At 67.4% G+C, this 12,591-nt stretch carries 13 protein-coding genes and 1 pseudogene; 9 read left to right on the top strand and 5 right to left on the bottom strand.

Features of this window, described 5'->3' with window-relative positions:
• Window positions 1–104: 104 nt before the first annotated feature.
• The 5 genes from BAY1663_RS15015 to argH form a co-directional block, all read right to left on the bottom strand.
• Window positions 105–350, bottom strand: a complete 246-nt coding sequence (locus BAY1663_RS15015) for a TIGR02647 family protein (protein ID WP_037042259.1) — start codon at window positions 348–350, stop codon at window positions 105–107.
• A 229-nt stretch (window positions 351–579) separates the two neighbouring features.
• The gene (locus BAY1663_RS23940; RefSeq protein ID WP_128576320.1) at window positions 580–1,014 is read right to left on the bottom strand and encodes a hypothetical protein; all 435 of its coding nucleotides are present in this window, start codon (window positions 1,012–1,014) and stop codon (window positions 580–582) included.
• Between the two features lie 73 nt (window positions 1,015–1,087).
• Window positions 1,088–1,615, bottom strand: coding sequence for a hypothetical protein (locus tag BAY1663_RS15025; RefSeq protein WP_037042261.1), 528 nt, complete (start codon window positions 1,613–1,615; stop codon window positions 1,088–1,090).
• A 91-nt stretch (window positions 1,616–1,706) separates the two neighbouring features.
• Window positions 1,707–2,846, bottom strand: coding sequence for an NnrS family protein (locus BAY1663_RS15030; RefSeq protein ID WP_037042263.1), 1,140 nt, complete (start codon window positions 2,844–2,846; stop codon window positions 1,707–1,709).
• Between the two features lie 56 nt (window positions 2,847–2,902).
• On the bottom strand, window positions 2,903–4,297 hold the full coding sequence (gene argH, locus BAY1663_RS15035; protein ID WP_037042265.1) for an argininosuccinate lyase: 1,395 nt from the start codon (window positions 4,295–4,297) through the stop codon (window positions 2,903–2,905).
• A gap of 162 nt (window positions 4,298–4,459) precedes the next feature.
• On the opposite strand from argH, the gene BAY1663_RS15040 reads away from it, so the two are divergent.
• The 9 genes and pseudogenes from BAY1663_RS15040 to BAY1663_RS15080 form a co-directional block, all read left to right on the top strand.
• Window positions 4,460–5,563, top strand: a complete 1,104-nt coding sequence (locus BAY1663_RS15040; protein WP_177325812.1) for a sensor histidine kinase — start codon at window positions 4,460–4,462, stop codon at window positions 5,561–5,563.
• Complete coding sequence (locus tag BAY1663_RS15045) at window positions 5,560–6,306, top strand: LytTR family DNA-binding domain-containing protein (RefSeq protein ID WP_037042270.1); 747 nt, start codon at window positions 5,560–5,562, stop codon at window positions 6,304–6,306. The genes BAY1663_RS15040 and BAY1663_RS15045 overlap by 4 nt, the downstream gene beginning before the upstream one ends.
• Window positions 6,307–6,513: 207 nt before the next feature.
• Window positions 6,514–7,452, top strand: coding sequence for a hydroxymethylbilane synthase (gene hemC, locus BAY1663_RS15050; protein ID WP_037042272.1), 939 nt, complete (start codon window positions 6,514–6,516; stop codon window positions 7,450–7,452).
• The gene (locus BAY1663_RS15055; RefSeq protein WP_037042274.1) at window positions 7,449–8,219 is read left to right on the top strand and encodes a uroporphyrinogen-III synthase; all 771 of its coding nucleotides are present in this window, start codon (window positions 7,449–7,451) and stop codon (window positions 8,217–8,219) included. The genes hemC and BAY1663_RS15055 overlap by 4 nt, the downstream gene beginning before the upstream one ends.
• A 16-nt stretch (window positions 8,220–8,235) precedes the next feature.
• Window positions 8,236–9,382 (top strand): annotated as a pseudogene (locus tag BAY1663_RS15060) (uroporphyrinogen-III C-methyltransferase).
• The gene (locus BAY1663_RS15065) at window positions 9,379–10,596 is read left to right on the top strand and encodes a heme biosynthesis protein HemY (RefSeq protein ID WP_037042276.1); all 1,218 of its coding nucleotides are present in this window, start codon (window positions 9,379–9,381) and stop codon (window positions 10,594–10,596) included. The pseudogene BAY1663_RS15060 and the gene BAY1663_RS15065 overlap by 4 nt, the downstream one beginning before the upstream one ends.
• A gap of 123 nt (window positions 10,597–10,719) precedes the next feature.
• The gene (locus tag BAY1663_RS15070; protein WP_037042278.1) at window positions 10,720–11,211 is read left to right on the top strand and encodes a disulfide bond formation protein B; all 492 of its coding nucleotides are present in this window, start codon (window positions 10,720–10,722) and stop codon (window positions 11,209–11,211) included.
• A gap of 262 nt (window positions 11,212–11,473) precedes the next feature.
• Window positions 11,474–11,938 carry an Rsd/AlgQ family anti-sigma factor gene (locus BAY1663_RS15075; RefSeq protein ID WP_037042280.1) on the top strand — a complete coding sequence of 155 codons (465 nt, stop codon included), beginning with the start codon at window positions 11,474–11,476 and terminating at the stop codon, window positions 11,936–11,938.
• A 130-nt stretch (window positions 11,939–12,068) separates the two neighbouring features.
• The coding region (locus BAY1663_RS15080) for an AlgP family protein (RefSeq protein ID WP_037042282.1) at window positions 12,069–12,591 on the top strand (523 nt) is incomplete at its 3' end.

Here is a 12,591-nt window from a genome sequence, read left to right on the forward strand (position 1 = left end):
CGCTGCCAAGGGTTCCGCCGAACGGTCGCGGCCATTGCCCGGGGCCGGCATTATCCGTGCCCCGGACCACGAAATGCAAAAGCGGCGCGCGCCGCCGTTGCCGCTCAGGCGGTCGCGGCTTCGCCGAGGATGGTCAGCAGCGTTTGCGTCTGCTCGGCCGCGTCGCGGCCGAGGCTGGTGAGATAGCCGCCGTCGGCCTGGGTGATCAGGCCCTTGGCGTGCAGGCGCGCGAAGGCGGCGATGGTGGCGGGACTGGCATCGTGGTGAACCTTGAGGCCCTCTTGCAGATTTTCCAGGTTGAACTGTCGAAGGACTTCCAGTTCGGCGACCAACTCAGGGGTGTACGACATGCTCGCTCCTCGGATGGTGGGCGGTTGCCCTGTCCGCTGAGTGTAGATGCTGTCGGCGGGGCTGCCTTGATCCAGGTCCAGGAGATGGCGGTCGGAAGGGCACCCTGCATGTGCACACCGACCCGTAGGAGCCGGGGGGACGCCGAGTCGTTGCGGCGATCATCGGCGTTGCGGCGGATCGCCAGCAAGCTGGCTCCTACAAGCCCCACGACGGGGATTTACCGGGGCCCTATTCGGGCATGTCCGGCAGGTTGCGCAGCATGGCCTCGTAGGCGGCGCCGTCGAAGGGGCGATCTTCGCTGAGCATGCCGCGGATTTCGTGGGCCAGTACCAGCGCCATCATCTGCAGGCTTTCCTCATGTTCGTAGCCGACCAGCGTGAGCTTGTTCAGCGTGGCCTGGGTGGCCGCCGGTTCGCCGGCTTCGAGCTGGTTCTCGATGGCCTGGATCAGGGTGGCTTCGGCGAAGGCTTCGTCTTCTTCGCTGTCCCGGGTGTCGTGCGTCATGGCAGGCGTCTCGTCGAGGATGGCCGGATTCGCTTGATCCAGCTGGCAAAGGGTGCAGCTGCCGTCGTCCGGGCGGCTGGTCTCGACGTAGCGTACCCGTCGATGAGCGGTCTGGCGATCGGCGCTGACGCGAAAGCGTGGGCGGTCTGTGTCGGACATGGGGTTTCCTCGATAGTTGGCTCCTAGATAACCCTGCGCGCCAGGGGTGCAACTCGAACCGGGCGGGGCGCTGTCAGTCCATGAAGCTCAGCGCCAGGCAGAGCAACCCGAACGCGGTCCAGACCAGCGAGAAGATGACCGGCGTGCGCAGCGAGAACAGCAGCGTCCGTTTGTAGCGCTTGCCGCCGACGGGGCTGTTGCCCTCGCCGAACAGCGCCGATTCGTTGTTCGGCAGCATGCCGACGCGCCCTTCCAGTTGCAGCAGCTCGGCCTGCTTCTGGTGCCAGCGTTCGATGACATCGAAGTTGGCCTTGATGCCCGGCATCGCATGCAGCGACGTCACCAGCCCGAGGATGGCCAGCACCGCCGGAACCACCAGGCGGAACAGGTTGCCCCAGTCCGGATTGCTGTTGGCCATCGACGAGGCGAAGGCGATCATCAGGAAGGATTGCGAGGCCAGGTAGGCGTTGGTGCGATCGGCCAGCAGCGACGACTCGAAGTGGATCTCCGAGCGATAGAAGGCCAGACGTTCCTTGGGCGACTCGAAGAGTTCGCCGCCTTGGGTGTCCTGGTTCAGCAACAGGGTGCGCAGGTCGGTCATGCCGGTTCCGCTGGGTTCGACGGGCACTGGCGGATTCGCCAGCGGTTGCTTGGTAGGTCAAGCGTGCCGGCCGAGAGTTCCGGTGGGCGGCTCAGCGGTCGTCTGGGCGATGGCGCGCGCCGCGGTTCTGCCAGAGCAGAACCAGCAGTGCCGCGAAGGCCAGCGACCAGCAGGCCGCGGCGAACAGCAGCCAGCCCGGCTGCGCCAGCCCCAGCAGCGCCGGCACTACCCGCGCCAGCGCGGCGAGGCTGATCAGCAGCACCGGCGGATGAATCCACGGCCTGGCGTTGGCATCGCGCCAGCGCTGGGTCAGCCAGGTGCGCGCCATCACGCCGAAGGTCAGGCTGCCCAGTGCACCGACGCTCAGCGCATGCAGCGTCGCAGTCTGTGGCAGCGCCGGCAGCAGCGTACCCAGCCCGAGCAGCAGCAGGCCGATGGCCAGCCAGGCATAGCCGAGCAGCAATACCAGCAGGTCCGCCCGCGTGCCGCAGCGCCAGGGCCGCCAGCGCAGCAGGCGGATCGCGGTGAGCACGCTGGCGGCGACCAGCAGGGCGCCGGTCAGGCGTTCCAGCGGTGGCCAGGGCAGCGGTTTCAGCAGCGCGGCGAGTAGCAGCAGGACCAGTACCGTTCCCTCCAGGCGTGGTTGCACGCGTGCAGCCTGCGCGCGGCCCTGGCTCTGCGCGTGCCCGGCGATCGCCGGTGCGATGATCCGTCCGCCCATGAAGAACAGCAGCACGGCGATCAGCAGCAGGCCTTCGCTGAGCAGCGGCCAGGCGAAGCCCCGGGAAAAGGCGATCCCGGCGCTGGCGTTGAGCAGGCTCAGGCCGCCGACCACCGGGGCGACCGTCTGGTTGCGCCATTTCTTCGCCGCGCCGAGAAAGCGCGGCAGCACCTTCCAGGCGAGCCCGGCGGCGAACAGCACGGCGCTCGCCAGCGTCAGCCACGAGCCCGGCCAGAGCAGGAAACTGACGCGCGCCAGCGACCAGCAGCCGAGCAGGGCCAGGGTCAGGCGCAGTGGCTGCGGGCCGAGCAGGTAGCCGGCGATCACCGCCAGGGCGAAGCCGAAGAGCATTTCATGGGCGTGCCCGGCGGGTGTGGCCAGGCCCGGCAGGAGCGGAACCAGGCCGAGCAGGCTCAGCACCGACCAGGGCAACAGCAGCGCCGCATACAGCGCGGCCGCGGGGAAGAAGCAGGCGTTGGCGAAGGGCAGGCGCGGTTTGCGCGGGTGCATTGCGCACCTCCTCCGAGGAATGCGTGACGGGGCGGGCGCCCCGTCACCGGCAGCGGTCAGCGGCTGGCGAGCAGCGCCCGGCCGCGTTCGACGGCGGCGCGCACCTGCGCCGGGGCGGTGCCGCCGATATGGTCGCGGGCGTTCACCGAGCCCTCCAGGGTCAGCACGGCGAACACGTCGTCGCCGATCTGGTCGCTGAAGCGACGCAGCTCGTCGAGGCTCATCTCGGCCAGGTCCTTGCCGCTGTCCACGCCGTATTTCACCGCGTGGCCGACGATCTCGTGGCAGTCGCGGAACGGCAGGCCCTTGCGCACCAGGTAGTCGGCGAGATCGGTGGCGGTGGAGAAGCCGCGCAGCGCCGCCTCGCGCATGACCTCGCGCTTCGGACGGATCGCCGGAACCATGTCGGCGAACGCGCGCAAGCTGTCGCGCAGGGTGTCGGCGGCGTCGAACAGCGGTTCCTTGTCTTCCTGGTTGTCCTTGTTGTACGCCAGCGGCTGGCCCTTCATCAGCGCCAAGAGGCCGGTCAGCGCGCCGAACACGCGGCCGGTCTTGCCGCGTACCAGCTCGGGCACGTCCGGGTTCTTCTTCTGCGGCATGATGGAGGAGCCGGTGCAGAAGCGATCCGGCAGGTCGATGAACTGGAACTGGGCGCTGGTCCAGAGCACCAGCTCCTCGGAGAAGCGCGACAGGTGCATCATCGCCACGGAGGCGGCGGCGCAGAATTCGATGGCGAAGTCGCGATCCGAGACGCCATCCAGCGAGTTGCCGGAGATCGCTTCGAAACCGAGCAACTGGCAGGTGATCTCGCGCTGGATCGGGTAGGTGGTGCCGGCCAGCGCGGCCGAGCCCAGTGGCATGCGGTTGGTGCGCTTGCGGCAGTCGACCAGGCGCTCGTAGTCGCGGCTGAGCATCTCGAACCAGGCCAGCAGGTGATGGCCGAAGGTCACCGGCTGCGCGGTCTGCAGGTGGGTGAAGCCGGGCATGATGGTGCCCGCCTCGGCTTCGGCCAGGCCCAGCAGGCCCTGCTGCAGGCGGGTGATCTCGCCGAGGATCTGGTCGATCTCGTCGCGCAGCCACAAGCGGATGTCGGTGGCCACCTGGTCGTTGCGCGAGCGGCCGGTGTGCAGCTTCTTGCCGGTGACGCCGATGCGGTCGGTCAGCCGCGCCTCGATGTTCATGTGCACGTCTTCCAGGTCGACGCGCCAGTCGAAGGTGCCGGCTTCGATCTCGGCCTGGATGTCCTTGAGGTTGGCGATGATCTGGTCGCGCTCATCGCGGCTCAGCACGCCGGCCTTTTCCAGCATCGTGGCGTGGGCGATCGAGCCCATGATGTCGTGGCGGTAGAGGCGCTTGTCGAACTCGACGGAGGCGGTGAATCGGGCGACGAAGGCGTCGACGGGCTCGCTGAAACGGCCGCCCCAGGACTGGTTGGTCTTGTCGGTGCTCATGAATGCGCTCGCTGAAAATCCGGAAGCTGGAGGAAAGCGGCGATGATAGCAGGGTTCCTTGGACTGTCGGATGCGGTGACGGGCCGCCGCGAAGGGTGAGCTGGCTGGCAAATCCGCGTTTTTCCGCCGCCGGCGGCCAGTGCCCGGCTTGCCGTTGCCGGGGTGCGCAAGGAAACTGCCGGGCATGCCAACCGACGGGCCGAACCTGTGAAATCCACTGCCGTATCCGATGAATTCTTCGTGCCCGAGTTGTGCCAGCCAGAGGCGTTGCTCGGTCTGGTGCTGCTCGCCGAGCTGCTGGTACTGGTGCTGGTGCTGGCCGAGCCGATGCAGCCGGGCTTCGACTGGATGCGCCTGGCGCTGACCTCGCTGTTCGTGCAGTGGATCGTGCTGCTGTCGGCCGGCACCATGTGCCTGCTGCGCCCGCTGCTGGCGCGGTTGCGGGCCTCGCTGGCGGGGCTGGTGTGTTGCCTGCTGGTGGTGGGGCTGACCCTCGCCTGCACCGCGGTGGCGGACATCTACGAGCTCGGCGGGCCATTGTCGCGCACCGGCGAGGTCAACCTGTACCTGCGTCATGCACTGATCAGCCTGATCATGTCCGGTCTGCTGCTACGCTATTTCTATCTGCAGAGCCAATGGCGGCGCCAGGAACAGGCCGAACTGCGTGCGCGGATCGAATCGCTACAGGCACGGATTCGCCCGCATTTCCTGTTCAACAGCCTGAACAGCATCGCCTGCCTGGTCGCCAGCGACCCGGCCAAGGCCGAGCAGGCGGTGCTGGACCTGTCCGACCTGTTTCGCGCCAGCCTGGCGCGCCCCGGCACTCTGGTGGCCTGGAGCGAGGAGTTGGAATTGTCGCGACGCTATCTGTCGATCGAGCAATACCGTCTTGGCGAGCGCCTGCGCATGCAGTGGCAGGTCGACGGCGTGCCGGACGATCTGCCGATCCCGCAGCTCACCCTGCAGCCGCTGCTGGAGAACGCGCTGGTCTACGGCATCCAGCCACGCATCGAGGGCGGTGTGGTCGGCGTAACGGCCGATTATGTCGATGGCGTGTTTCAGCTGGAAGTCAGCAACCCCTTCGACGAGACCGCTCAAACACAGGCTTCGCGCGGTACGCGGCAGGGTTTGCACAATATCGACGCACGATTAGCGGCACTTTTCGGCCCGCAAGCGAGTCTCAGCGTGGAGCGCCGTGATGGCCGCCATTACACCTGTCTACGCTATCCATGTGCGAGACGAATGCAGGAAGCCAGAACTCTATGAATGTCCTGATTGTCGATGACGAACCTCTAGCCCGCGAGCGCCTCAGCCGACTGGTAGGTGACCTCGACGGTTATCGTGTCCTCGAACCTGCCGCCAGCAACGGTGAGGAGGCCCTCGCCCTGATCGAAGAGTTGCGCCCGGATATCGTGCTGCTGGATATCCGCATGCCCGGGCTCGATGGCCTGCAGGTTGCGGCCAGGCTCTGCGAGATGGATGCACCGCCGGCCGTGATCTTCTGTACGGCCCATGACGAATTCGCCCTCGAAGCCTTCCAGGTCAGCGCGGTCGGCTACCTGGTCAAGCCGGTGCGCCCCGAGCACCTGAGCGAGGCACTGAGGAAAGCCGAGCGCCCCAACCGGGTACAGCTCGCGGCGCTGACGCGGCCGGCGGCGGTGTCCGGCGCCGGGCCGCGCAGTCATATCAGCGCGCGCACCCGCAAGGGCATCGAGCTGATCCCGCTGGATCAGGTGATCTATTTCATCGCCGATCACAAGTACGTCACCCTGCGCCACGAGGGGGGCGAGGTGCTGCTGGACGAGCCGTTGAAGTCGCTGGAAGACGAGTTCGGCGAACGCTTCGTGCGCATTCACCGCAATGCACTGGTGTTCCGTGACCGCATCGAGCGCCTGCAGCGCACCCCGCTGGGGCACTTCCAGCTGTTCCTCAAGGGGCTCAATGGCGAAGCGCTGACGGTCAGCCGTCGGCACGTCGCCGGCGTGCGCAAGCTGATGCAGAATCTCTGAGAAGCGGCTTGAAGCCTGAGGCTGGAAGCGTGAAGTAAAAGCGGAACGAGCTTGACGGCGCTTCGGCGCCAAATCGCACCCTGATTCGCTTCCGGCTTCCGGCTTCCGGCTTCCGGCTTCCGGCTGCTTTCCTTGATCCCGGCCAGCCCAGTCCGCGCACCGGGCCTGTTATCATCGCCGGCAGTTCATCTGCTTTGGAATTGCCCCATGTCTCGCGAAATTCGCATCGCCACCCGCAAGAGTGCCCTGGCCCTGTGGCAGGCCGAATACGTCAAGGCGCGCCTGGAGGCGTCGCATCCGGGGCTGAAGGTCAGCCTGGTGCCGATGGTCAGCCGCGGCGACAAGCTGCTCGATGCGCCGCTGGCGAAGATCGGCGGCAAGGGCCTGTTCGTCAAGGAACTGGAAACCGCGCTGCTGGAAAACGAGGCGGACATCGCCGTGCATTCGATGAAGGACGTGCCGATGGAGTTTCCCGCCGGGCTCGGCCTGTACTGCATCTGCGAGCGCGAAGACCCGCGCGACGCCTTCGTCTCCAACCGTTTCGACAGCCTCGACGCGCTGCCGCCCGGCAGCGTGGTCGGCACCTCCAGCCTGCGCCGCCAGGCGCAACTGCTGGCGCGCCGGCCGGACCTGAAGATCCAGTTCCTGCGCGGCAACGTCAACACCCGCCTGGCCAAGCTCGATGCCGGCGAGTACGACGCCATCATCCTCGCCGCCGCCGGCCTGATCCGGCTCGGCTTCGGCGAGCGCATCCGCTCCAGCATCGGCGTCGACGAGAGCCTGCCGGCCGGCGGCCAGGGTGCCGTGGGCATCGAGTGCCGTACCGCCGACAGCGAGTTGCACCAATTGCTGGCCTGCCTGAACGACCCTGCGACCGCCACCCGGGTCACGGCCGAACGTGCGCTGAACAAGCGCCTGAACGGTGGCTGCCAGGTGCCGATCGCCTGCTACGCGGTGCTCGAGGGCGAACAGTTGTGGCTGCGCGGCCTGGTCGGTCAGCCGGACGGCACCCTGCTGCTGCGCGCCGAAGGCCGTGCACCGGCCGCGGAGGCCGAGGCGCTGGGTGTGCGGGTCGCCGAAGACCTGCTGGCCCAGGGCGCCGAGCAGATCCTCAAGGCGGTCTATGGCGAGGCCGGGCACGCGTGAGCGGCTGGCGCCTGCTGTTGACCCGGCCGGCCGAGGAGTGTGCCGCACTGGCGGCGACCCTGGCCGGTGCCGGCATCCACAGTGCGAGCCTGCCGCTGCTGGCGATCGAGCCCCTGGCGGAAACCGCCGAGCAACGTGCGACGATCCTCGAACTGGATCGCTACTGCACGGTGGTCGTGGTCAGCAAACCGGCTGCGCGGCTGGGCCTCGAACTGCTCGACCGCTACTGGCCGCAGCCGCCGTTCGGCCAGGCCTGGTTCAGCGTCGGTGCCGCCACTGGCGCGATCCTCGAAGGCTACGGCCTGGATGTGAGCTGGCCGCAGCATGGTGATGACAGCGAGGCGCTGCTGGCCCTGCCACGGTTGAGCGAGGCGCTGGCCCGGCCGGAGCCGAAGCTGCTGATCCTGCGCGGCGAGGGCGGTCGCGAATTCCTCGCCGAGACGTTGCGAAGCCGCGGTGTGCAGGTGGACATTCTCGAACTCTATCGACGCTACCTGCCGGGCTATCCGCCGGGGGCCCTGGCCGCCACCCTGGAAGCGGAACGGCTCAACGGCCTGGTGGTCAGCAGTGGGCAGGGTTTGCAGTCGCTGCGCGAGCTGGCGGCCGAGAGCTGGCCCGAGGTGGTTGAGCTACCCTTGTTCGTACCCAGCCCGCGGGTGGCCGAGATGGCTCGACGGCTGGGCGCCAAACGAATCGTAGATTGCCGTGGCGCAGGAGCCGCGGCCTTGCTGGCGGCCTTGCGGGAAACCACCCTGGCCGCTTCCTGATGCAAAGGATGGAAACGTGAGCGAAGCAGATTCCAAGAAAGACCCGCTGCAACCCCCTGCCAGTGAGCCGACTCCCGCCGTCGAGTCCGTCCAGTCCGAACCATCCAAGCCTGCTGCCGGTGGCCCTGGGAAAGCCCTGGCCGCGCTGGCGCTGCTGGTCGGTGTCGGCGCCATCGCGCTGGGTGGCTACAGCCTCTGGCAATTGCAGCAGCTCGGTGCCCAGGAAGATCGCCAGCTCCAGGCATTGCAGGGCGCCAGCGAACAGACTCGGCAACTGGCGGCTAGCGATCAGCAACTGGCCGCGCGCCTCGGTCGGCTGGAACAGCTGCCCTCGGCCGCCGAACTGGAGGAGCGGCGGCGCCTGCTGGCCGTGCTGCAGAGCGACCAGCAGCGGCTCTCCGGTCGCGTCGAGCAGGTGCTCGGCGCCAGCCGCGAGCAATGGCGCCTGGCCGAGGCCGAACACCTGCTGCGCATGGCCATGCTGCAGCTGTCGGCGATGCAGGACGTCAAGAGCGCCGAGATGCTGGTGCACGAGGCCGACCTGATCCTGCAGAAGCAGGACGACCCGAGCGCCTATGCCACCCGGCAGAAGCTGCTCGAAGGCTGGAGGCGCTGCGCAGCCTGCCGGAACTCGATCGTACCGGGCTGTTCCTGCAGCTCGGCGCGCTGCGCGGGCAGAGCAGCCAGCTCAGCGCCCTGGCGCCGGAGTTCGTCAACGGCGAGGCGTTGCCCGAGGTTGCGGGGCAGAGCCGCTGGCAGCGCTGGCTGGACGAGCTGACCCGCTACGTGCGGGTCGACTTCGATGCCAGTGCCGACGTCAAGCCGCTGCTGGCCGGGCAGACGCTGGGCCAGGTGCGCCTGGCGCTGTCGCTGGCCATCGAGCAGGCGCAGTGGGCCGTGCTCAACGGCAATGCCAGGTGTACCGGCAGTCCCTGCAGCAGGCCAGTGCGCTGTTGCAGGACCATTTCAGCGAGGAGAACGGCCAGGCGCGCGGCCTGCGCGAGCGCATCGAGACGCTGTCGCGGCGCGAGGTGCAGGTGACGCTGCCGGACCTGGCGCCCGCGCTCAAGGCGCTGCAGGCCTACGTACAGCAGCAGGAGACACCTGAAAGCGCCGCGCCAGCCGAACCCGCGGCCGACGAGCAGGAGGCGCAGCGCACATGAAACGCCTGGCCCTGGTACTCATTCTGCTGCTCGCCATCGCGGGCTTGCTCGGCTGGGCGATCAGCCAGAGCGCCGGCTATGTGCTGATCACCTACGACCGCTTCCGTTACGAGTCGAGCTTCTGGGTCTTCCTCGCGCTGGTCGCCTGCCTCTGGTTGCTGGCAGTGGCGCTGCACTGGTTGCTTGGCGTGCTGCAGGTCTCCGGCGCACTGGTCAACCCCTGGTCGCGCCGGCACCGCGCCCGGCGGGTCGAGAACGCCTCGCGGCGTGGCTTGCGGGAACTGGCCGAGGGACAGTGGAGCCACGCCCTCGCTCATCTACGCCTGGCGGCGGACAACGATCGCCAGCCGCTGGTGCACTACCTGGGCGCGGCGCGCGCCGCCAACGAACTGGGCGAATACGAGCAGAGCGACGAGTTGCTGCGCAAGGCGCAGGAGCGCGAGCCCGAGGCGGCGCTGGCGATCGGCCTGACCCAGGCGCAACTGCAGATCGCCCGCGGCCAGTACGCCGAGGCGCGTGCTTCGCTCAGCGCATTGCAGGATGAGCATCCGCGTCATCCCTACGTGCTTGCGCTGCTGCAACAGCTGTACGTACAGCTCGAGGACTGGCCGGCGCTGTGCCGGCTGCTGCCGGAACTGCGCAAGCATCGGGTATTGCCACCGGCGCGCCTGGGCGAGCTGGAAGTGCTCGCCTGGACCGCTGCCATCGAGCAGGCCGGGCAGGCGGCGGAACCCTCCGAGGAGGTCGTGCAGGCGCTCAACCAACGCTGGCAGACGGTACCAAGCGCCCTGCGTGGCGAGGCGCTGGTGGTGCGCGCCTATGCGGATGGGCTGAACCGCCTGGGCGCCGAAGCCAAGGCCGAAGAGGTGCTCTTCGCGGCGATCAAGCGACAGTTCGACGAGCGCCTGGTGGAGCGCTACGGCCGCGTTCGCGGGCGCGAGCCGGCGCGCCAGCTTGCGCAGGCCGAAGCCTGGTTGAAGGACCACCCGGACAATGCCGTGCTACTGCTGGCGCTGGGGCGCCTGAGCCTGCGCAACGAGCTGTGGGGCAAGGCCCGCGATTACCTGGAAGCGAGCCTGCGCTTCGATCACCGGCCGGAAACCTGCGCCGAACTGGCGCGCCTGCTGGCCCAGCTGGGCGATACCGAAAGCAGCAACCGCCTGTTCCAGCAGGGCGTCGGCCTGCTCGATCGTACGCTTCCGGCCACGTTGTGATCGACTAGTCAGGTCCGCCATGCCGCGGGCCTGACGCATGCGCACGACCCTGGCGCGGCTTGTAAGGCGATCCCGCTTTCCACTACCGTAGCGGACTTTTCCAGCCCAGCTAGCGGAGCCATCATGCGCCTGGCCAGCCCTCGTTCGTTATTTCTTCTCGCCTTCCTCGGCAGCGCACTGCTGATCGCCGTCGCGCTCTATCTGGAACACGTCGTGGGCCTGGTGCCCTGCCCGCTGTGCATCGTGCAGCGCATCTGCACCATCGGCTTCGGCCTGGTCTGCCTGGTGGCCGCCATCCACGGGCCGGCGCGGGTCGGCCGGAGGATCTACGCGGTACTCGCGTTGCTGTTCGTGATTGCCGGTGGCGCCACGGCGATTCGGCAGATCTGGTTGCAGAGCATTCCGGCCGACCAGTTGCCGAGCTGCCTGCCGAGCCTGGAATACATGATGGAAGCGCTGCCGTTCCAGGAGATCGTCCGGCTGGTGCTGCATGGCACCGCCGAATGCGCGGAAGTGAACTGGACCCTGCTGGGCCTGAGCATTCCGGAATGGAGCCTGCTGGCGTTCATCGGCATGGCGATCCTCTGCGCCTGGCAGCTGCTGCGTCGCGACTGAACCAATCCTTTTCCCTGCGAACTCCCGTTGCGGTTGTATGGTCTTCTTTTCCAGGGTGCACGGCACCTCGGGGGAGCCTTCCAGCGGCGGCGCGGAAATTTCGTCGGCATTGCTTGATGCTTCGAGCGCCGCGGCATAGTCTGCTCGTGCGGTGACGGAATCTTGCCATTCGCTGCCGCCACTCACCCAAAGGCCGATACCGAAAGACAAAAACGTCTCGGAATGGCGTAGAAGCATCATCGATTAGGGAAGTGAGGTCATCATGCTCGAAAGCTGTCGGAACGCCCAGGAACGCTGGGGTGGTGTGCATCTGCTGATCGACCGCTGGCTGCACGAACGTCACGCACTGATCAACGCATTCGACAACCTGCATGTGGAGCGCGATGGCGCTACACGCCAGGCATTGCAGAAGTTCTGCGAACTGCTGGTCGACTATGTGTCGGCCGGCCATTTCGAAATCTACGAGCAATTGCTCGCCGAGGCCGAGGCCTTTGGCGACGTGCGCGGGATCGAACTGGCGAAGCAGATATATCCGCGCATCGAAACCATCACTCAGGTCGCACTGGCCTTCAATGACCGTTGCGAGAAGGGCGACTGCCTGGGCAGTCCGGGCCTGGACGATGAGCTCAGGCAGCTCGGCCAACTGCTGCACGAGCGTTTCGAACTGGAAGATTGCCTGATCGAAGTGCTGCACAACGCGCACAAGCAGGCCGCCGCTACCGCCTGAGTATCGGCCGCACGGCTGCCGGATCGCTCGCGTCAGGCCGGTACGCCGAGCGCGAGGTTTTCCGGGTGGCTGGCGGCTGCCTGGCAGGCCGTCTAGTATGGGGGCATCGATCCTGCCAGGAGGCACTTTCATGCCCGCGAAGAAGAAGTCGGTCACCACTCCGCTGCATCTGCTGCAGCAGCTTTCGCACAGCCTCATCGACCATCTGGACAAGGCCTGTACCCAGGCGCGAAAGGAAGCTGAGGACTCGCTTGCCAAGCTGCAGAAGCAGCGTGGCAAGGTCCAAGACAAATTGCTCAAGGCCCGTGCCAAGCTGGACGACGCCGGCAGTGCGGGCAAGGTCAAGGCCCAGGCCAAGGCGCGTGCCCGGATCGACGAACTGGAAGCATCGCTGGCGCTGCTGCAGACGCGTCAGAGCGAGACCCTGACGTACGTCACCGAACTCAAGCGCGACACCGAGCAAAGCCTGAAGCTGGCCCAGGGCATCCGCCAGGTTGCCGATGCCGCCGACCAGGCGTTGCAGGCACGCAACCAGCCGATCGCGAGCAAAGCACCCGCGGCCCGCAGCGGCGCATCCAAACCGGCGGCTGCGGCGAAGAGCGCGAGCAAGCCGGCGCCGGCCGTGCGTGCCGCCAAACCAGCCGCTACGCCGG

It is taken from the genome of Pseudomonas sp. BAY1663 (assembly GCF_000582595.1).
Lineage (GTDB): Bacteria > Pseudomonadota > Gammaproteobacteria > Pseudomonadales > Pseudomonadaceae > Stutzerimonas > Stutzerimonas stutzeri_AF.

Bases quoted from the DNA above. Each gene is read 5' to 3' on its own strand.
- BAY1663_RS15015 (WP_037042259.1), bottom strand. From the start codon at position 350: ATGTCGTACACCCCTGAGTTGGTCGCCGAACTGGAAGTCCTTCGACAG.
- BAY1663_RS23940 (WP_128576320.1), bottom strand. From the start codon at position 1,014: ATGTCCGACACAGACCGCCCACGCTTTCGCGTCAGCGCCGATCGCCAG.
- BAY1663_RS15025 (WP_037042261.1), bottom strand. From the start codon at position 1,615: ATGACCGACCTGCGCACCCTGTTGCTGAACCAGGACACCCAAGGCGGC.
- BAY1663_RS15030 (WP_037042263.1), bottom strand. From the start codon at position 2,846: ATGCACCCGCGCAAACCGCGCCTGCCCTTCGCCAACGCCTGCTTCTTC.
- argH (WP_037042265.1), bottom strand. From the start codon at position 4,297: ATGAGCACCGACAAGACCAACCAGTCCTGGGGCGGCCGTTTCAGCGAG.
- BAY1663_RS15045 (WP_037042270.1), top strand. From the start codon at position 5,560: ATGAATGTCCTGATTGTCGATGACGAACCTCTAGCCCGCGAGCGCCTC.
- hemC (WP_037042272.1), top strand. From the start codon at position 6,514: ATGTCTCGCGAAATTCGCATCGCCACCCGCAAGAGTGCCCTGGCCCTG.
- BAY1663_RS15065 (WP_037042276.1), top strand. From the start codon at position 9,379: ATGAAACGCCTGGCCCTGGTACTCATTCTGCTGCTCGCCATCGCGGGC.
- BAY1663_RS15070 (WP_037042278.1), top strand. From the start codon at position 10,720: ATGCGCCTGGCCAGCCCTCGTTCGTTATTTCTTCTCGCCTTCCTCGGC.
- BAY1663_RS15075 (WP_037042280.1), top strand. From the start codon at position 11,474: ATGCTCGAAAGCTGTCGGAACGCCCAGGAACGCTGGGGTGGTGTGCAT.